Origin of the sequence: Sphingomonas segetis, from assembly GCF_009720245.1 — a bacterium.
In the GTDB taxonomy this organism is placed as follows: domain Bacteria; phylum Pseudomonadota; class Alphaproteobacteria; order Sphingomonadales; family Sphingomonadaceae; genus Sphingomicrobium; species Sphingomicrobium segetis.
In genome coordinates this window covers 1-18,481 of the sequence record NZ_WJSQ01000041.1, presented here as the reverse complement: position 1 = coordinate 18,481, position 18,481 = coordinate 1, and the positions used below count along the sequence as shown (strand labels likewise).

Sequence of the window (18,481 nt, the reverse complement as noted above, 5' to 3'; positions counted from 1 at the left end):
CGGCCTGCGGCGGCAGCGCCGACGAGGGTGCTGGCGGGCGCGGCGGCCGCGGCGGTCCGCAGGGACCGACTACGGTCGGCTATGTCGTGATCCAGCAAGGCAGCGCGCCGATCGAGCAGGAGCTTCCAGGTCGCGTGGCCGCCTACCAGGTCTCGCAGGTGCGGCCGCAGGTCTCGGGCGTCATCCAGCGGCGGCTGTTCCGCGAAGGCTCCGTCGTTCGCCAGGGCCAGACGCTCTATCAGATCGATCCGAGCATCTATAACGCCCAGGCAGCGCAAGCGCAGGCGAACCTCCAGAGCGCCCGCGCGCAAGCCGAGGCCGCGCGCACTTTGGTCAGCCGCTATCGCCCCCTCGTCGAGCAGGAGGCGATCTCCAAGCAGGAATATACCAACGCCGTCGCGCAGGCGCGCCAGGCGGATGCCGCAGTCGCACAGAATGCGGCAGCTCTGCGCAGCGCGCAGATCAGCCAGCGATTCACCCGCGTGCCCGCTCCGATCAGCGGCCGCATCGGCCTGTCGAATATCACGGAGGGCGCGCTCGTCACCGCCAATCAAACCGAGCCGATGACCACGATCACGCGGCTCGACCCGGTCTACGTGGACATCCAGCAATCCGCCGCCGACCTTCTGGCGCTGCGGCGTGCACTGTCGCAAGGCGGCGTCGTTTCGAGCACTGCGCAGGTTCGGCTGAAGCTTCCCGACGGAAGCGATTACGGCATGACCGGCACCGTCGAGTTCAGCCAGGTGCTGGTCGACCAGACGACCGGGACCGTCACGCTGCGCGCGCGATTCCCCAACCCGCAGTCGATCCTTCTGCCGGGCATGTACGTGACCGCGCAGTTCGCGCAGGCCATCGATACGTCCGCGTTCCTCGTCCCGCAGCAGGCGGTCACCCGCGATCCGCAGGGCAACGCCACCTTGTTCGTCGTTGGCCCCGGCAATCGAGCGATGCAGCGTACCGTCGTCGCGGAACGGACGCAGGGACCGTATTGGGTCGTCACCCAGGGCCTCGCCGGCGGCGAGAAAGTGATCACGCAGGGTACCGCGAACCTGCGCGACGGAGCGCAGATCAAGCCCGTCCCGGCGAGCACACCGCAGAAGGTGAAGGCGCCACCCCCGGGGACGGCACAGACGCAGGGCCGCGGCCGCTAACGCATGTCCCGGATCTTCATCGAGCGGCCGATCTTCGCCTGGGTCCTCGCGATCATCATTTCGCTGGGTGGGATCGGTGCAATCTTCGCTCTTCCGGTGGCGCAATATCCCGATGTCGCGCCGACCCAGATCAACATCCGCGCGACCTACCCCGGCGCCTCGGCCGAAACGCTCGAAAGCAGCGTCACCCAGGTCATCGAGCAGACGCTGACGGGACTCGACGGGCTTCTCTACTTCAGCTCGTCCTCGAGCTCGCGCGGGCAGGTCACGATCAACGCGATCTTCGACAAGAGCGTCGATGCGGACATTGCCCAGGTCCAGGTCCAGAACAAGGTCCAGTCGGCGGTCCCGCGATTGCCGCAGCAGGTGCAGCAGCAGGGCGTGCGGGTCACCAAGGGTTCGCCCGACTTCCTGATGATCGTCGGCGTCTACGACGAGACCGACAAGAGCACGAACGTAGACGTGTCCGATTGGCTCGGAACCAACGTTCAGGACGAGCTGTCGCGCGTGCACGGCGTCGGCGACGTCAACGTGTTCGGCTCCGAATATGCGATGCGCGTGTGGCTCGACCCGAACAAGCTGCAGAGCTTCCAGCTGATGCCGGCCGACGTCGTAAGCGCGATCCAGAACCAGAATGTCGAGGTCGCCGCGGGCGAAATCGGCGGAATGCCGCAACCCGAAGGCCAGATGCTCAACGCGACCGTTACCGCCCAGTCGCGGCTGCAGACGCCGGAGCAGTTCCGAAACATCATCGTCAAATCCGATCCGTCCGGCGCCCGGGTGCTCCTGTCCGACGTCGCGCGGGTCGAGCTCGGCGCGGAGAGCTATTCGGCGACGATCCGAATCAACGGCCATCCCGGCGCCGGCATCGGCATCTACCTCGAGCCTGGCGCGAATGCGCTCAACACGTCGAAGCTGGTCAAGGCCAAGATGGCAAGCGTCGAGCCGCGGCTGCCGGCCGGCTACAAGATCGCCTACGCGAACGACAGCTCCGACTTTATCCGCCTCTCTGTTATCGAGGTGGTGAAGACGCTCGCCGAGGCGATGGCGCTGGTGATCCTCGTCATGTTCGTGTTCCTGCAGAGCTGGCGGGCGACCTTGATCCCCGGAATCGCGATTCCCGTCGTCCTGCTCGGCACGTTCGGGATGCTCTACATCCTCGGATTCTCCATCAACACATTGACCTTGTTCGGGCTGGTGCTCGCGGTCGGGCTGCTGGTCGACGATGCGATCGTGGTCGTCGAGAATGTCGAACGAATCCTTCACGAGCAGCCGGAGCTGACGACCAAGGAAGCAACGATCATCTCCATGAACCAGATCCAGATGGCGCTAATCGCCATCGCTCTGGTGCTGTCGGCGGTGTTCCTTCCGATGGTCTTCTTTGGCGGCTCGACGGGCGTGATCTACCGCCAGTTCTCGGCGACCATCGTATCGGCGATGGCACTCTCCGTCGTCCTCGCGCTCACGTTCAGCCCATCGCTCGCAGCCAATGTACTGAGGCGCCAGCACGCAAGCATCGAGGCGACATGGTTCGGCAAGCGCACGCCGCGCGTCGCGCATGGAATCGAAACCGCGCGGCAGAAATTCAATAGCGGCTTCCAGCGCGTGATCGACTGGTACGTCAGCAACGTCGGCCGGGTTGTCGAGCGAAAGTGGCTGTTCCTCGCCATTTACGCGGGGACCTGCGTCCTACTGGTCGTGCTCCTTTGGAGACTTCCGACGGGCTTCATCCCGAGCGAGGACCAGGGCAACGCCTCGGCCCAGTTCCGCCTTCCGGCGGGCGCGACGTTCGGCCGCACCTACGAGGTCGAGCAGGCCGTCGAAAAATACTTCCTCGAAGGCCCCGACAAGAAGAACGTCCATACCTTGTTCGCGGTCACGGGCGGCGGCGGCGGGCTGTCGGGCCAGAATACCGGGCAGGCCTACATCAATCTCGCTCCCTTCGATAAACGCGAGGGGAAAGAGAATAGCGCGCAGGCCATTGTCCAGCGCGCGTCGGGAGCCTTCCGCGGCCTTCGCGACGCACAGGTCTTCGCTCTCGTCCCCGGCGCCATCCGCGGTCTCGGCCAGTCGACCGGCTTCACCATGCAGCTCCAGAACACGAGCGGGATGAGCCGGGAGCAATTCGCCGCCGCGCGCGACCGGTTGCTCTCCGCCGCATCGTCGGACTCGCTTCTCGAGCAGGTCCGCCTCAGCGAGCTGCCCGACGTCGCGAGCCTGAAGGTCAATATCGACGTGCCGCGGCTGACCGCCCTCGGCCTGACCACGGGCGACGTGAACTCGACGCTGTCGACCGCCTGGGGCGGCCGGTACGTCAACGATTTCATCGACCGAGGTCGGGTGAAGCGCGTCTATGTTCAGGGGGACGCTCCCTATCGCGCGACGCCGGCCGACATCGGCGACTGGTTCGTGCGCAACAACCAGGGGCAGATGGTGCCCTTCTCATCCTTTGCGAGCACGTCGTGGAGAACCGCGCCCGTGACCCTCTCGCGGTTCGAGGGCTTTCCCGCCTACGAAATCCAGGGCCAGGCCGCCGACGGTAGAAGCTCGGGCGAGGCCATGGCGGAAATCGAGAAGCTGGCCTCGCGGGTGCCGGGAGTCAGCGTCGCCTGGTCCGGCGCTTCCTACCAGGAGCGGATCGCATCGGGACAGGCGCCTTTGCTCTATGCGATCTCGCTGATCGTCATCTTCCTCTGCCTCGCCGCTTTGTACGAAAGCTGGTCGATCCCGCTCGCGGTGCTCCTCGTCGTCCCGCTCGGCCTCGTCGGCGCCATCCTGTTCGTCACGCTGCGCGGTCTCGAGAACGACGTGTTCCTCCAGATCGGCCTCCTGACGACGATGGGCCTGACGTCGAAGAACGCGATCCTGATGAACGAGTTCGCCGAACGCGCCGAAAAGGAAGGGAAACGAGTCCTCGATGCGGCAATCGAGGCGGCCCGGATTCGGCTCCGGCCGATCCTGATGACGAGCTTCGCGTTCATCTTCGGCGTCTTCCCGCTGGCGGTCGCCACCGGCCCGGGCGCGAATGGCAGGATTGCGATCGGCACCGCGGTGATCGGCGGCATGCTGACCGCCACCATCCTCGCGATCTTCTACATCCCCTTCTTCTATGTCCTGGTGCGCCGCGGAGTCCGCGACGGACTCGTCATTATCCGCGACCGGATCCGGCGGCGCGGCGAGGCTCGGGCATGAGGAGCTCCGCCGCGCTTCTCGCGCTGCTCGCCGTGGGCTGCACGTCGATGCAGCCGAACTATGTGCGGCCCGACACGGCAATCCCCGCCACCTGGCCCGCCGGCGATCCCTATCTCCTCCAGGCGGAGGTGGGCTTGCCCGCGCTCACCTACAAGCAAGTGTTCACCGACCCCCGGCTCCAGACGCTGATCGCCCAGGCGCTCGCGAACAACCGCGACCTCCGGGTTGCTGCGGCGAACATCGCAGCAGCGCGCGAGCAATATCGGATCCAGCGCGCCAACCAGCTCCCGGCCGTGGACGCGAACGCTGGCGCGACCGTGTCTGGCGACCGGGACAAGAATGTCAGCGCCCAATTTCAGGCCGGCATCGGAGCCCCGAACTACGAGATCGACCTGTTCGGCCGCCTTCGCTCGCTCACTGACGTTCAACTCAACCGCTTTTTCGCGACCGAGGCCGGAGCGCGCGCTACTCGCCTGGCGCTAGTCGCGAATGTCGCGGACACATGGCTCGACTATGCAGCTGACTCGAGCCTGCTCCGGATTGCGAGCGAGACCGCCGCCAGCGCTGAGAAGAGCGTCCGCCTGACGCGCATCCGCCTCGAAGGCGGGGTTGCTCCGCGCACCGACCTCGACCAGGCCCAGCAGATCCTTTCGACCGCGCAGGCGGATCTCGCGCGCGAGCGGACCGCGGTCGCGCAAGATCTGAACGCGCTCCAGCTGCTCGTCGGGGCGCCCATCGATCCGAACCTGCTATCGGGGTCGATTGACGATGCCTTCGGGACGATTGCCCCCGTCGCACCAGGGCTCGATTCCAATGTGCTGCTGCGCCGTCCCGACGTGATGCAGGCCGAGTACCAATTGCGCTCAGCCAACGCGAACATCGGCGCCGCGCGCGCAGCGCTGTTCCCGCGCATCACCTTGACGGGACTGCTTGGCTTCGCGAGCTCGGCGCTTCTCAAGCTGTTCACCGGCGGAGCACTCGGATGGAGCGCCGGCGCTGACGCGACCTACACCATCTTCCAGGCCGGTGCCGGCCACGCCAATGTCCGCCTCACCCAAGCGCAGCAGCGCGCCGCCGTCGCTTCGTACCAGGGCTCAATCCAGACGGCGTTCCGCGAAGTCGCGGACGCACTGGCCCGCCGTGTCACGATCAACGACGAGATTGCCGCCCGCGAACGCCAGCGCGCGGCCACTGCGGATGCCTACCTGCTCACCGAAGCGCGCTACCGCGCCGGAGTCGATCCCTTCCTGACGGTGCTGGACTCGCAGCGATCCTATTATGCCGCGCAGCAGATTCTCGTGAATGTGAAGCTCACAGCCGCGCAGAACATCGTCGCGACATACCAGGCGATCGGCGGCGATGCTTTGCTCCAGGGAACGCCGATCTGCCAGAAGCTGCCGGGCGACACGGCGCAGCCGAATGCGGTGCTCGCGGCGGAGTGCCTGCCCGCCTGATCAGGCGGTCTCGACGGCGTAATCGTCGCCGTAGAATTTGCTCGTGCTGCGTGTGTGGAAGGTGATGGCCTTGATCGGCTCGTATTTGGGCGCACCGAGGCCGGGCAGCACCTCGAGCATTTCGTCCTCCCAAACGTAGACCGCCACCGGGAACGACACCCTCGCCAGGCTGGTGTGCGAACGATCGCTCGGCTTGCCGACGCGGTGCGTGGTGGACGGCAATCGGTCATTCGTGATCCGCTGCATGTAATCGCCGGTGTTGATGATGATCGAGCCGCGCGGCGCCTTCATCCGCACCCACTTGCCGGTGCGATGATTCCACACTTGCAGCCCCTCCATTCGCGAGGCTGGCAGGATCGTGAACAGGTCCACGTCCTCATGGCCAAGCAGCCGCGCGGCGCCCGACGCGTCCTGTTCGGCGCTCATGGATGGATAGTAATTGAGCCGAAGGCCGAAGTTCGTTTCCGTCAGCTGGCGATCGAGCGCATGCGGGTCGCGGCCGAGGCCGTGGAGCATGGCCTGGGCGATCGGCTTGAACAGCTGCTCGTGCGCAAGGACAAGCCGGCGAGCACGATGTTCAAACCCAGGATTCGGCCAGAAATCCCCCCAGCGGAACGGCCCATCGCGGCGCTGCGGTATGCCGAAGGCACGGCGGCACCAGACCCAGCCCTCGACGAGGTCGGGGTGAATATCGCTAGTCTCCTCGATCGGGAAATAGCCCTGGTTCACCGACCCGTGCCGGGCGGCGCGGAAGCACATCTTGTCCTGTATCGAAAGCGACGTGAACAGCTCCCGCGTCAGCTCTTCCATATCGTCATAGAGCGCCGAATCGACGCCATGGCCGACGAGGACCGCGAACCCGATTTCCTCGAGCGCTCCCGCGAACGCCTCGGCAAAGCGCGACCGGTCATTCGCGTCGCCTCTCAGGAATGGACCGAAATCGAGCGTGGCGATGTCATATTCGTCGTCGAACTCGTCCGCCTCGCTTTCGGCGAGCCGATAGGTGTGCGCCTTCGTCACTTGATCGTACTTGATAAAGTCGCGGTTGACGGAATCGACGTCGGCCATGCGGCCGGATTAGTCCCGCGCAGACAGCATGGCCAGAAGCGCGAAGCTCGCGAGCCAGTGCTCGCCCATATAGTCGCCGGCGATGTGCGGCAAAGCGGCGCCGAGATGCGCGTCGGCCGTGCTCTCGCCAATCGTGCGTTCCTCCTCCGGTAGCAGGGGCGCGAGGCTCCGCCAGCACCAGGCGCGGCTAAGGTTGAGGCCGTCGAGATGCGCGATCTTCCCGTCGCTGCGGTCGCTTACGATTGCCGGTTCGAACAGAGTCGCCGGTTGGCGCTGGCCGACACCGGGCAAGAAATGCCCGAACCAGGCCGCAAACTCGGCCGGGCGGGTGCGCGCCATGCACAGTGCCTCGATCAGCGCGGGAGACAGGAATTCGTCGCCGCCTGGCTCCCACGCCTGGCAGTCGCGATCGGCGCCGAACCAGTGCAGCGCGCGATTGCAGATCAGGTCGGCGAGCTCCGCATCGAACCGCTCGGCCCATTCGAGCGAAAGCACCAGCGCGAACGCCGTGTTGAAATGGGTGCCGACGCGAATGGGATAAGTCAGGACCTGGAGATAGTCGCGAAGCCGCTGCGCGAACGCCCTCGCAAGCGGTTCGAGCGCGTCCCCACACATCTGGTCGTGGCGGGTTGCCTCAAGGTGGAGATAGAGCAGCCAGCCCCAACCATAGGGCCGTTCGAAGCCACGGCTGTGCGACCGGGACAGATAGGCCAACTCCGCACCGACCTTGTCCGCTGTGAAACTTTCACAGGCGAGCGCCGCAATCGCCGGCGCTTCCGGCATGTCGGGAAACAACCGCCTAAGCGTCAGCAGCGTCCACCAGCCGTGGACGCAGCTATGCCAGTCGAAGCTTCCGTAGAATAGCGGGTGAAGCACACGCGGCGGAAGCGCATCGTCGTCGCCGAGCAGCACATGGTCGAGCTTGTGCGGATATTCCTGCCGCACATGGCCGAGCGCGATTCGCGCCATCTTCGAGGCGGTGTCCACGTTCAGAGCGCCCATGCGTAGCCCGCGAAATAGAGAATCAGGACGTTGCAGATGAACAGCGGAATCGCCGTCGCGACCTGCATCCGGATCACGCCATATTGATCCTTCAATTCGAGCAGGGCAGCAGGCACTATGTTGAAGTTGGCAGCCATCGGCGTGAGCAGGGTCCCGCAAAAGCCGCTCAGCATCCCCACCGCACCGATCACCGCGGGGTCGGCTCCGGCCCCCCGGACCAGGATCGGCACGCCGATCGCCGCCGCCATCACCGGGAAGGCCGCGAATGCATTGCCCATGATTATCGTGAACAAGGCCATGCCCACGGCATAGACGACCACCGCCAGAAACACGCTGCCGCTCGGGATGACCTCGCCGGCGACGCCGCCGATTATGTCGCCGACTCCGGCGGCAGCGAATACCGCTCCGAGCGCAGCGAGCATCTGCGGGAGGATTCCGGCCCACCCGATCGAGTCCATCAGCCGCCTGCCCTCGTCGATTGGCGCGAGCACCGGCGGCCGAAACCAGGCGTAGCAGACTGCGAGCGCGACCAGCACGCCTGCGCCGAGCAGCACCAGGGTCGTCGCCTTTGGGTCGATGAGGCCGGTGGCCTTCAGCGGCGTGTAGTTGAACAGCAACGTCCCGAAGAAGGCCGTGACCGGGATGATGAGCGCAGGCAGGAACAGCTTGCTTCCGTAGCGCATGGCGAGTTCGACCCGCTGCTCGGTGGTCGTCGAAAGAGTCTCGCCGCGGCCGAGCAAATGGGCGCCCGCGACGGCCACGATGGCCAGCACCAGGATCCCGTTGCCGAGGTCGCCGATCATGTCGCCGAACCAGAAGCTGGCCGCGACCAGGGCCCAGAAGATTGCATTGCCGAACCGCTTGCGATTGCTGCGGTCGCGCGCACTCAGCACCGCGAAGGCGGCGAACATCGCTCCCGTCAGCACATAGAGCCACTGCAGCGTGATCATCGGCCGCGTCCCAACTTCCGATCGAACAGCAGAAGCCGCGTGCCGTGGATGACGAAGGCACAGATCGCCGTCGGGATCGCCCATAGCGACAGATGCAGCGGCGTGAGCTCGATCCCGAAGCCGCCCATTGCGCCCTGGATCAGCAGGATCGATCCGATCGCAATGAAGATGTCTTCGCCGAAGAACAGGCCGACATTATCGGTGGCCGCGGACAGCGCCTTCACCTTCTCGCGCGTGTCCTCGTCAAGATCGCCATGCTCCTTTTCCGCCGCCGCTTCGGCCATCGGCGCAACCAGCGGCCGGACGGTCTGCGGGTGGCCGGCCACGGAGGTCAGTCCAAGCGCAGCGAAAATTTGGCGGAAGCCGAGATAAGCGAAGAGGATCCGGCCAGTCGTCGCCCCGCGCATCCGCCCGATCAAGGTCCGCGCCTGCTGCTGGAGGCCATAGCGCTCGAGCACCCCGATCACGGGGAGGACGATCCAGATGACTGAGACATAGCGGTTGTCGTTGAACGCCTTGCCGAGCGTGGCGAGCACTTTGACAAAGGGGACACCGGCAAGCAGGCCGGTCACCACGGCGGCGACCGCAACGACCAGCAGCGGGTTGAAGCGCAAGGCGAACCCGAGGACGACGAGCGCGATTCCGAGGAGCGGGAGGTAGGTCACCGGGCGGCTCCATAACCGCCGCCGCCGGGAGTCTCGATCACGAAGCGGTCGCCTGAGTGCATATCGGCGGACGCAGTGGCGCTCAGCATCTCGATGCTGCCGTCGATGCGCTCGACCCAGTTGCGTCCCGGCTCGGCGTCGCCGCCGCCTCGGATCCCACGCGGCGGCACCCGCCGCCGGTTGGCGAGGATGTTGGCGCGCATGGGTTCGAGGAAGGTAAGCGCTCGGACCAAGCCGTCGCCGCCCCTGTGCGCGCCGTCCGCGCCCGATCCGCGGCGGATCGCGAACCCATCGAGCCGCACCGGAAGCCGCGTCTCGAGGATCTCCGGGTCCGTCAGGCGGCTGTTGGTCATGTGAGTCTGCACCGCGCTCGTCCCGTGATGGTCCGGCCCCGCCCCGGAACCGCCCGCGATCGTCTCATAATATTGGTGCCGCGCGTTGCCGAAGGTGAAGTTGTTCATCGTGCCCTGGCTCGGCGCGAGTCGCCCCGTCGCCGCAAACAGCGCATCGGTAACGACCTGGCTCGTCTCGACGTTGCCGGCGACCACCGCCGCCGGATATTTGGGATTGAGCATCGACCCGTCCGGCACCACCAGCGAGATCGGCCGGAGGCAGCCGTCATTCATCGGGATCGCATCGTCGATCAACGTCCGCACGACATAGAGCGACGCCGCGCGGACGATCGAAAACGGCGCGTTGAAATTGTCGGGCAGCTGGTTGCTCGTGCCGGTGAAGTCGAAGGTGGCGGAACGCGCCGCCTTATCGATCGTGATCTTCACCCGGACGTGCGCGCCATTGTCCATTTCATAATCGAAGGCTCCGTCTTCGAGGCACCCGAGGAGCCGGCGGACAGACTCTTCCGCGTTTGCCAGAATGTGACGCATGTAGGCCGCAACGACCTCTGCGCCGTAGTCCCGGGCGGTTTGCGCGAGCACCTCGGCACCCCGCGTGCACGCAGCCAGCTGAGCTTTCAAATCGGAAATGTTGCGGTCGGGGTTACGCGCCGGCCATTCGCCCGCGGCAAGCAGCGCTCGCACCTCGGCTTCACGGAAACGCCTTTCGTCGACGAGCAGCCCGTTGTCGATGAGCACGCCTTCCTCGTCGATGCTTCGGCTGTCGGGCGGCATCGATCCCGGCGCGATCCCACCGACGTCTGCGTGGTGCCCGCGAGCGGCAACGAAAGCGGAAGGCTCCGGCTCATCGCCGTAGAACACCGGCACGATCACCGTGATGTCGGGCAAATGCGTGCCGCCGCGATAGGGGTCGTTGAGCACATAAGCGTCGCCGCGGCGGATCCCGCGAGCGTCCCTCCCCTGCCCGCGCGTGTCGATGATGCGGCGGATGCTCTCGCCCATCGAGCCCAAGTGCACCGGAATGTGTGGTGCGTTCGCGATCAGCGCGCCTTCAGCGTCGAAGATCGCGCAAGAAAAATCCAGCCTCTCCTTGATGTTGACGCTCGACGCGGTGGCTTGAAGAGCGACCCCCATCTCCTCGGCGATCGCCATGAACAGGTTGTTGAAAATCTCGAGCTGGACCGGGTCGACGTCGGTGCCGATCGCCTTGGCGCGTGCGAGCGGCATTGTGCGCGTGAGCACGAGCGTTCCGTCACCGGCGCGCTCGGCACGCCAGCCGGGTTCGACGACGATCGTCGAGGTCGGGTCGAAGATGAGTGCGGGACCTACGAATTCCTCCCTGGCCGAAGGCTGGGGAGGGGAACCATTCACCGAAGAGTTCATGGGGGAGGGGTCAAGCGCCGTCATCCCTCCCCCATGCTGCGCACGATCCGCCTCCCAAGGCAAGCTCGGGGAGGATTTGCCGACCGCCTCCACCACAATCGCATCGACGATCACGTCGTCGCTATGATCGACATAGCCGAAGCGCTTGCGGTGGAGCGCCGCGAACTCTGCCCGCATCTGCTCGACGGGAGCCACATTGATCTCGAGCGTCGTATCGCTCCCCGCCGTCCGCAGCCGCGCCCGACAATCCAGCTCGATCCGCGCATGGTGCACGCCTTGATCCAGCAGCGCATCACATGCGCGCTGCCCCAGCTCTGCGAGCTCAACGGAGAAATCCTCGTTCAGCGCCTTCAGCACGCTTGCATCGCGGATCACCTTCACCTCGGCGATGCCGATTCCGTAGGCCGACAGCACGCCGGCGAGCGGATGGATCAGGATGCGCTCCATGCCGAGCGCGTCGGCCACCTTGCACGCATGCTGCCCGCCGGCGCCGCCGAAGCAGGCGAGCGTGTAGCGGGTGACGTCATGGCCCTTCGCGATCGAAATCTTGCGGATGGCCGCGGCCATGTTGTCGACAGCGATGTCGAGAAAGCCCTCGGCAATGTCCTCGAGGCTCTTGGCGCCGCTGAGTTGGTCCGCGATCTCCTGCAGGCGTGCCCGCGATGCGACCCGGTCCAGCGGCTGGTCGCCGCGGGGCCCGAACACCGCCGGAAATTGCGCCGGGTCTATTCTCCCGAGGAACAGGTTGCAGTCAGTGACGGTCAGCGGTCCGCCGTTGCGGTAGCAAGCGGGACCCGGGTCGGCGCCGGCGCTTTCCGGCCCGACGCGGAAGCGCATGCCATCGAACCGGCAGATCGACCCTCCGCCCGCCGCGACGGTGTTGATCCGCATCATCGGCGCGCGGATTCGCACGCCGGCGACGACGCTCTCGTCGGCGAGCTCGAAAGTGCCGGCATAATGCGAAACGTCGGTGGATGTGCCGCCCATGTCGAACCCGATCAGCTTCTCCGCGCCATGAGCCACGCTGGCGGCGACCATGCCGACGACTCCCCCGGCTGGACCGGACAGGATCGCGTCCTTGCCGCGGAACGCTCGGGCTTCGGCGAGCCCACCGTTCGACTGCATGAAATGGAGGTCGGTGCCCTCAGGCAGCCCGGCCGCGACGCGGTCGACATAGCGGCGCAGCACCGGCGATAGATAAGCGTCGACGACCGTCGTGTCGCCGCGCCCGATCAGCTTGATCAGCGGCGCGACTTCGTGGCTGACTGAAACCTGGGTGAAGCCTAGCTCGCGTGCAATTTCCGCCAGACGCGCCTCATGCCGCGAGTGCCGCCAGCCGTGCATCAGCACGATGGCGATCGCACCAATCCCCGCCGCGCGAATCCCGCCGAGCGCCTCGCGCGCCTGAGCGTCGTCCAGCGGCACCAGCACCGCGCCGTCGACGCTCACCCGCTCGTCGATCTCGACGGCCCGCTCGTAGAGCATCGAGGGAAGCACGATGTGCCGCGCGAAAATCTCCGGCCGCGCCTGGTAGCCGATCCTGAGCGCGTCGCCGAACCCGCGGGTGATCGCCAGCGCCACCCGCTCGCCCTTTCGCTCGAGCAGGGCATTGGTCGCGACGGTGGTGCCCATCCGCACCTCCTCGACCGTGCCGCCCTCCTCCGCGAGCACTCGCCGGATCGCCTCCACGGCAGCGTCCTCATAGTGGCGCGGGTTTTCCGACAGCAGCTTCTCTACCCTGAGCCGACCGTCCGACGAACCTGCGACGACGTCGGTGAAGGTCCCGCCGCGGTCGATGGCGAAGGTCCAGCTCAGCTCCATATACTCTCGCTGTAGGGCCTTTGCCGCCTGCACTGCACCCCCTAAGGAACGGCCATGGCTGTTCTGGTCACAGGGGCTGCAGGATTCATTGGGGCTGCCACCTCGCGCGCGCTTCTGGAGCGCGGCGAGGAGGTCGTCGGGATCGACAATCTCAACAATTATTACGATCCCGCGCTCAAGCAGGCACGCCTGTCGAGCCTTGCGAGCCGCTTCGACAACCGCTTCCGCTTCGACCGCGTGGATTTCGCCGATGCCGAACAGCTCCGGCGCGCGACCGACGAAATCGACATCGACCGCATCGTCCATCTCGGAGCGCAGGCCGGCGTCCGCTACAGCCTGGAGAACCCGGCAGCCTACATCCAGTCGAACCTCGTCGGCCACGCCAACATGCTGGAGCTGGCGAGGGCAAGGAAGCCGCGGCACATGATCTATGCCTCCTCGTCATCGGTCTATGGCGGCAACGAGAGCCTGCCGTTCCGCGTCGAGGACAGGGTCGACCATCCACTGTCGCTGTACGCGGCGACCAAGAAAGCCGACGAGCTGCTGAGCGAAAGCTATGCCAATCTTTACCGAATCCCGCTGACGGGCTTGAGGTTCTTCACAGTTTACGGTCCCTGGGGACGGCCGGACATGGCGATGTGGATTTTCACCCGGGCGCTTTATGCCGGCGAGCCGCTGCCGCTGTTCAATCGCGGCGAGATGCGCCGCGACTTTACTTACATCGATGACATCGTCCGCGGCGTCATTGCCTGCCTCGACGGCCCTCCCGCCGACGACGGCGACGCGAAGGCAGGCGGAAGCACCGGGCCACACGCGATTTACAACATCGGCAACAGCCGCAGCGAGGATCTGATGCGGGTGGTCGAGCTGCTCGAGCAGGAGACCGGGCGAAAGGCGCTGTGCGACCCGCAGCCGATGCAAATTGGCGACGTCAAGCAGACGTTCGCCGACATCAGCGCGATCGAGCGCGACCACGGGTTCAAGCCCAGCACCACCATCGACGAGGGCGTGCCGCGTTTCGTCGCCTGGTACCGGGAGTATCACGGCCTTTGAGCCTGTCTGACATCCTGCGGAACCTGCGCCTGCCCGTCATCGGCGCGCCGATGTTCATCGTCTCCAACCCCAGGCTGGTGATCGCGCAGTGCACGGCCGGCATCGTCGGCAGTTTCCCGGCGCTCAATGCGCGTCCCGAATCGCTGCTCGACGAATGGCTGCACGAGATCAGCGAAGCGCTTGCCGCGTGGGATCGCGATCATCCGGATACGCCCGCTGCCCCGTTCGCCGTCAACCAGATCGTGCATCGGTCGAACGACCGGCTCGACCATGACATGGCGGTTTGTGCCGAATGGAAGGTGCCGATCGTGATCAGCTCGCTCGGCGCGCGGGCGGAACTCAACGAGGCGGTGCACGGCTGGGGCGGGATCACGCTTCACGACGTGATCGACGATCGTTTCGCACGCAAGGCGATCGAGAAAGGTGCGGACGGAGTCATCGCCGTGGCCGCTGGGGCCGGAGGCCACGCCGGGCGCTGGTCGCCATTCGCGCTACTCCAGGAAATCCGAGCCTGGTTCGGCGGGCCGCTGATCCTGTCGGGCGCGATCGCCAACGGCGGCTCGGTGCTGGCGGCGCAGGCGGCGGGCGCCGACCTCGCCTATGTCGGATCTCCCTTCATCGCGACCGACGAAGCGAACGCTCCCGACGCCTACAAGCAAGCGATCGTCGACAGCGGCGCTGCGGACGTTGTCTACACCGACCTCTTCACCGGAGTTCACGGCAATTATTTGCGATCGTCGATCGCCGACGCGGGGCTTGACCCGGACAATCTCGCCGGCATCGATCCGACCGCGATGAAATTCGGGTCCGAAGGTTCGACCAGGGCCAAGGCGTGGCGCGACATCTGGGGCTCGGGCCAAGGCATCGGCGCGATCGACCGCGTACGCCCCGCAGGGGAGTTCGTCGACCTGCTCGCGGACCAATATACCGCGGCGAAGACGCGGCTCTGCGGAAGTTAGAGTGACCCGCCTCCGCTGAGGCCACGCTCGAGTCGGCCCATCAGGGCGCGCGCCGGGCTTTGCGGCACTTCGGTTTCAATCCCGCCTTCGTCGAGCCGCTTGACGCGCGCGTACAGCTCGGCGCTCGAGTTGATCAGCTTCTGGGCGGCCTCGGGCAGCTGCACGACGACGGCCTGGTCGCTGTCCTGCGCGTGACCGAGGCGCCGGTCGGGCCGGCGCCCGTTGCGGTTCGGGATTTCGCCCGATTCGATCGCCCGCTGCGTGAGCAGCCAGGCGACGATGTGCATGATCCGAGTCGTGACCTTGAGCGACTCGCAGGCGAAGCCGACGCGCGCGAACGGCTCGAGCGTCGAGCGGTCGCCGCGCCCGGCGTCGTCGAAATAGGACCGCGCCTCGTCGGCAAGCAGCATCGCCTCGGTGTAGAGCGAGTCGATCAGGCGCGAGGTAATCCGCGCCTGGCGTTCGGGCAGGTCCGATTCGTCCATGTCGCCAAGAATGCCACTGTTCATGCCGGGAGGAAACGCCCGAGCGGGCCGGACGATAGCCATTCGCGGCCATTGTCCCCGCGCGGGACACGCAGGATCAGGCGATGATGTCGGGCGTGCTGGCGTCGAGCGCCCGCTGGATCTCGTCCTTGAGCATCAACTTGCGGCGCTTGAGGCGCGCAATTTCGAGCTGGTCGCCGGTCGGCTCGGACGTCAGCACGCGGATACGCTCGTCGAGTTCGCGATGTTCCGTCCTGAGCGCCTCGAGATCGAAGGCGGGATTATCGTTCGTCGTCATCCGGGCAGCAACTTAAAGCATGCTGCCATTCGCGGCCACACGCGCGCTGGCGCGGACCGGTTGCAGACGAAGGCTCAAGACAAATTGCACAATTCGTGATTTATTGCGTTCCGGTGACACTGGCTTGCAAGAAAGGATAGGCACCGATGGATAAGGGAATTGCCGAGGCTCTCGAGTCGAAGCACGCCGCGCTCCACGCGCTGATCGACGAGGAAGAGCACCGGACCCACCCCGACGAAGACCTTCTCCACCGCCTCAAAAAAGAAAAGCTCCGGATCAAGGACGAATTGGCAGGCCACCTCACCCACTAGAGGCGGCCTTTTTTGTGCGCGGCGATACCGATCGCCGCGCCACAGTTCATCAGTCGTCGCGCGAAACGCGCTCGATCCGCTCGTGCCGCTCCTGCGCCTCGAGCGTCATGGTCGCCGTCGGTCGCGCTTCGAGCCTGCCTAGCGGGATCGGCTCACCGGTGACCTCGCAATAGCCGTATTCGCCTTCGTAGAGACGGCGGATCGCGCAATCGATCTTGGCGATCAGCTTGCGCTGCCGGTCGCGGGTGCGAAGCTCAATGCCCCAATCGGTCTCGCTCGACGCACGGTCGGCAAGGTCCGGCTCGCGAAGCGAATCGACCTGGAGTTGCGCCATTGTCGCGCGCGACTCCTCGATGATCGCCTCTTTCCAGCCCTTCAGCTTGCGAAGGAAGTAAGCGCGGTGCTTGCCGCACATGAACTCTTCGCCTTCCGAAGGCTGGTAGCCCTCGGGCAGAATGATTCGATCGAATGGTTCGAAATCGTCGCCGCCGTAAAGATCGACTAGAGCGGTAGCCATGATACCCTCCCCCGCACCGGGTTCCCGAGCCCCCTCGGGAATTCCCAAACGCCGCCGCCTGGCTGCGGCCGGGCCACCGGTGCAGCCGGAGGCAATTATCGCTGACTTTCCCGAGACTTATCCGGGCAAATCGACGATCCCCACCGCGCCTATACTTTCCACCCGGCGCCTTCACAAGCATTGACGCAGTCCAAGTGAAGAAATCGCCAAGCTGTTGCTATTATGGCGCATTTTCACGCCGAACCTTCGCGGTTGCAGCATCGCGGCGGCTCGCCCATAGATTGGGCGCGTGCGCATCCTGATCACCAACGACGACGGCGTGAACGCGCGCGGCCTGAAGCTGCTCGAATCGGTCGCGCGGAAGTTCAGCGACGACATCTGGATCGTCGCTCCGGCCGAGGAGCAATCGGGCGCGGGCCATTCGCTCACGCTGACGACTCCGGTGCGGCTGCGGCGCCATGACGAGCGCCGATTCTCCGTGACTGGCACGCCAACCGATTCGGTGATGCTCGCCCTCGCCCACATCATGAAGGACTCGCCGCCCGACGTGGTCCTGTCAGGGATCAACCGCGGCGCGAACCTGGCAGAGGACGTGACTTACTCGGGGACGGTATCGGCGGCGATGGAAGGGGCGCTCGCAGGCGTCCGCTCGATCGCCCTCAGCCAAGCCTATTCGCGCGAAGGCATGGGCGACACCGTCCCGTTCGCCGCGGCGGAGGTCTGGGCGGAGCGCGTGCTCGGGCCACTGCTCGAGTTCGAGACCGAGCCGCGAACGCTGATCAACGTCAATTTCCCCGCGATCCCGCCCGACGAGGTCAAGGGCATCTGCACCTGCCGGCAGGGGCTGCGCGATTACGGCCGTCTGCGCATCGTCCAGCGCACCGACCCGCGTGGCTATGATTATTATTGGTTCGGGCTCGGCCCGATGGTGGAGACGCCGGGGCACCAGACTGACCTCGAGGCGGTCGCCGACGGCTATGTCGCCGTCTCGCCGCTGCATCTCGACCTGACGCACGATCCTTCGCTGGACGCGCTCAACAAACGATTCGCGGCCGTCCGATAGGAGCGACCGCGACTCGTCCCGAAATTTGGAAACGCGTGGGCTAGCGCCCGCGCTCGCCCCGTTCGCCCTGGGGAGGCGGCGGCCCGTTTGTCGACTGTGCGAGCCAGGTCTCGGTCGCGCCGCACGAGCTCGTCAGGGTGAGCGGCTGCCCGGCCTGGAACGGCTGGGCGTAAGGCACGCATTCCTGTCCGCCGCCGACCGCAAGGCACAGCTGCCCGTTCGCCGCGGTCCAGGTTCCCGGAGTCGTATTGCCGCCCGGCGTAAGGATCCTGAGCGATCCGCCCGGATCGAGATATACGGTGTTGGTGACGCCGTTGGTCGTCACCTGGATCGGCTGGCCGATCACCTCGGTGCCCATCTGAGCCAATGCGGCAGCGGGAAGCATCGTTCCAACCGCCACTCCGACTACGACGCGTACCAGTAAGCTCTTCATGATCCCTGTTCCCTTCCGATCAGAGCGAGACCCGAAGCCGTTCATCAAGTCGGGCTGTTGCCGTTGCCGTTACCATTGTTGTGGAGGAGGAGGTAGAGGCCGACGCCGGCCGCGATCGCGGCGAGCGCGAGTAGCAGCGGGCTGATGCCGAGGCCGGCACCCATCGGCTCGACCGGCGGCACCGGGATCGGCTGCGGCGGCGGGCTTTGCGCAAGCGGCGGCGGAGCATCGACCTGCGGAAGCACGCAGCCGGTGGCCGGCGCCTGCGCCAGGGCCGCAGCGGCGGCAGCGCCGCAGACCGCAGCGGCGGAAGCTCCGCCGCT

16 protein-coding genes and 1 pseudogene are annotated in these 18,481 nt (G+C 65.9%); 7 read left to right on the top strand and 10 right to left on the bottom strand.

Going from position 1 to position 18,481, the window contains the following annotated elements; all coding sequences use genetic code 11:
• The 3 genes from GH737_RS06030 to GH737_RS06020 all read left to right on the top strand — a co-directional run.
• On the top strand, window positions 1-1,151 hold a 1,151-nt coding region (locus GH737_RS06030; RefSeq protein WP_155263949.1), incomplete at its 5' end, for an efflux RND transporter periplasmic adaptor subunit.
• Between the two features lie 3 nt (window positions 1,152-1,154).
• Window positions 1,155-4,343 (top strand): multidrug efflux RND transporter permease subunit, encoded by a 3,189-nt coding sequence (locus tag GH737_RS06025; RefSeq protein ID WP_155263948.1) that lies wholly within the window; start codon window positions 1,155-1,157, stop codon window positions 4,341-4,343.
• Window positions 4,340-5,797, top strand: a complete 1,458-nt coding sequence (locus GH737_RS06020; RefSeq protein ID WP_155263947.1) for an efflux transporter outer membrane subunit — start codon at window positions 4,340-4,342, stop codon at window positions 5,795-5,797. Before GH737_RS06025 ends, GH737_RS06020 begins: the two co-directional genes overlap by 4 nt.
• On the opposite strand, the gene GH737_RS06015 is transcribed toward GH737_RS06020, so the two are convergent.
• From GH737_RS06015 to GH737_RS05995, 5 genes are read right to left on the bottom strand one after another with little or no spacing between them, the layout of a single operon-like run.
• Window positions 5,798-6,865, bottom strand: a complete 1,068-nt coding sequence (locus GH737_RS06015) for a 2OG-Fe(II) oxygenase family protein (RefSeq protein WP_155263946.1) — start codon at window positions 6,863-6,865, stop codon at window positions 5,798-5,800.
• 9 nt (window positions 6,866-6,874) lie between these two features.
• Complete coding sequence (locus tag GH737_RS06010) at window positions 6,875-7,867, bottom strand: DUF2891 domain-containing protein (protein WP_155263945.1); 993 nt, start codon at window positions 7,865-7,867, stop codon at window positions 6,875-6,877.
• On the bottom strand, window positions 7,855-8,817 hold the full coding sequence (locus GH737_RS06005) for a DUF979 domain-containing protein (protein ID WP_155263944.1): 963 nt from the start codon (window positions 8,815-8,817) through the stop codon (window positions 7,855-7,857). Before GH737_RS06005 ends, GH737_RS06010 begins: the two co-directional genes overlap by 13 nt.
• Complete coding sequence (locus GH737_RS06000; RefSeq protein ID WP_155263943.1) at window positions 8,814-9,482, bottom strand: DUF969 domain-containing protein; 669 nt, start codon at window positions 9,480-9,482, stop codon at window positions 8,814-8,816. Before GH737_RS06000 ends, GH737_RS06005 begins: the two co-directional genes overlap by 4 nt.
• On the bottom strand, window positions 9,479-13,039 hold the full coding sequence (locus GH737_RS05995) for a hydantoinase B/oxoprolinase family protein (RefSeq protein ID WP_155263942.1): 3,561 nt from the start codon (window positions 13,037-13,039) through the stop codon (window positions 9,479-9,481). Before GH737_RS05995 ends, GH737_RS06000 begins: the two co-directional genes overlap by 4 nt.
• 54 nt (window positions 13,040-13,093) lie before the next feature.
• Here GH737_RS05995 and GH737_RS05990 point away from each other — a divergent pair, with 54 nt between their 5' ends.
• Window positions 13,094-14,092 carry an SDR family NAD(P)-dependent oxidoreductase gene (locus GH737_RS05990; protein ID WP_155263941.1) on the top strand — a complete coding sequence of 333 codons (999 nt, stop codon included), beginning with the start codon at window positions 13,094-13,096 and terminating at the stop codon, window positions 14,090-14,092.
• A complete protein-coding gene (locus GH737_RS05985) occupies window positions 14,089-15,051 on the top strand; it encodes an NAD(P)H-dependent flavin oxidoreductase (protein WP_420853422.1) in 963 nt (320 codons plus the stop codon). Before GH737_RS05990 ends, GH737_RS05985 begins: the two co-directional genes overlap by 4 nt.
• Here GH737_RS05985 and GH737_RS05980 read toward each other — a convergent pair.
• On the bottom strand, window positions 15,048-15,560 hold the full coding sequence (locus tag GH737_RS05980) for a DUF1465 family protein (RefSeq protein WP_230558656.1): 513 nt from the start codon (window positions 15,558-15,560) through the stop codon (window positions 15,048-15,050). The genes GH737_RS05985 and GH737_RS05980 overlap by 4 nt on opposite strands.
• A gap of 73 nt (window positions 15,561-15,633) precedes the next feature.
• The gene (locus tag GH737_RS05975; protein WP_155263939.1) at window positions 15,634-15,834 is read right to left on the bottom strand and encodes a YdcH family protein; all 201 of its coding nucleotides are present in this window, start codon (window positions 15,832-15,834) and stop codon (window positions 15,634-15,636) included.
• Between the two features lie 146 nt (window positions 15,835-15,980).
• On the opposite strand from GH737_RS05975, the gene GH737_RS05970 reads away from it, so the two are divergent.
• Entirely contained in the window at window positions 15,981-16,145 is a 165-nt protein-coding gene (locus tag GH737_RS05970; RefSeq protein ID WP_155263938.1) for a YdcH family protein, read from the top strand.
• A gap of 49 nt (window positions 16,146-16,194) precedes the next feature.
• Here GH737_RS05970 and dksA read toward each other — a convergent pair whose 3' ends face one another.
• Window positions 16,195-16,662, bottom strand: a complete 468-nt coding sequence (gene dksA, locus GH737_RS05965) for an RNA polymerase-binding protein DksA (protein ID WP_155263937.1) — start codon at window positions 16,660-16,662, stop codon at window positions 16,195-16,197.
• 289 nt (window positions 16,663-16,951) lie between these two features.
• Between dksA and surE the strand changes: the two genes are divergently transcribed.
• A complete protein-coding gene (gene surE / locus GH737_RS05960; protein ID WP_155263936.1) occupies window positions 16,952-17,725 on the top strand; it encodes a 5'/3'-nucleotidase SurE in 774 nt (257 codons plus the stop codon).
• A 40-nt stretch (window positions 17,726-17,765) separates the two neighbouring features.
• On the opposite strand, the gene GH737_RS05955 is transcribed toward surE, so the two are convergent.
• Window positions 17,766-18,158 (bottom strand): hypothetical protein, encoded by a 393-nt coding sequence (locus GH737_RS05955; protein WP_155263935.1) that lies wholly within the window; start codon window positions 18,156-18,158, stop codon window positions 17,766-17,768.
• Between the two features lie 44 nt (window positions 18,159-18,202).
• Window positions 18,203-18,481: pseudogene (locus tag GH737_RS15170) on the bottom strand (hypothetical protein); the annotation flags it as partial.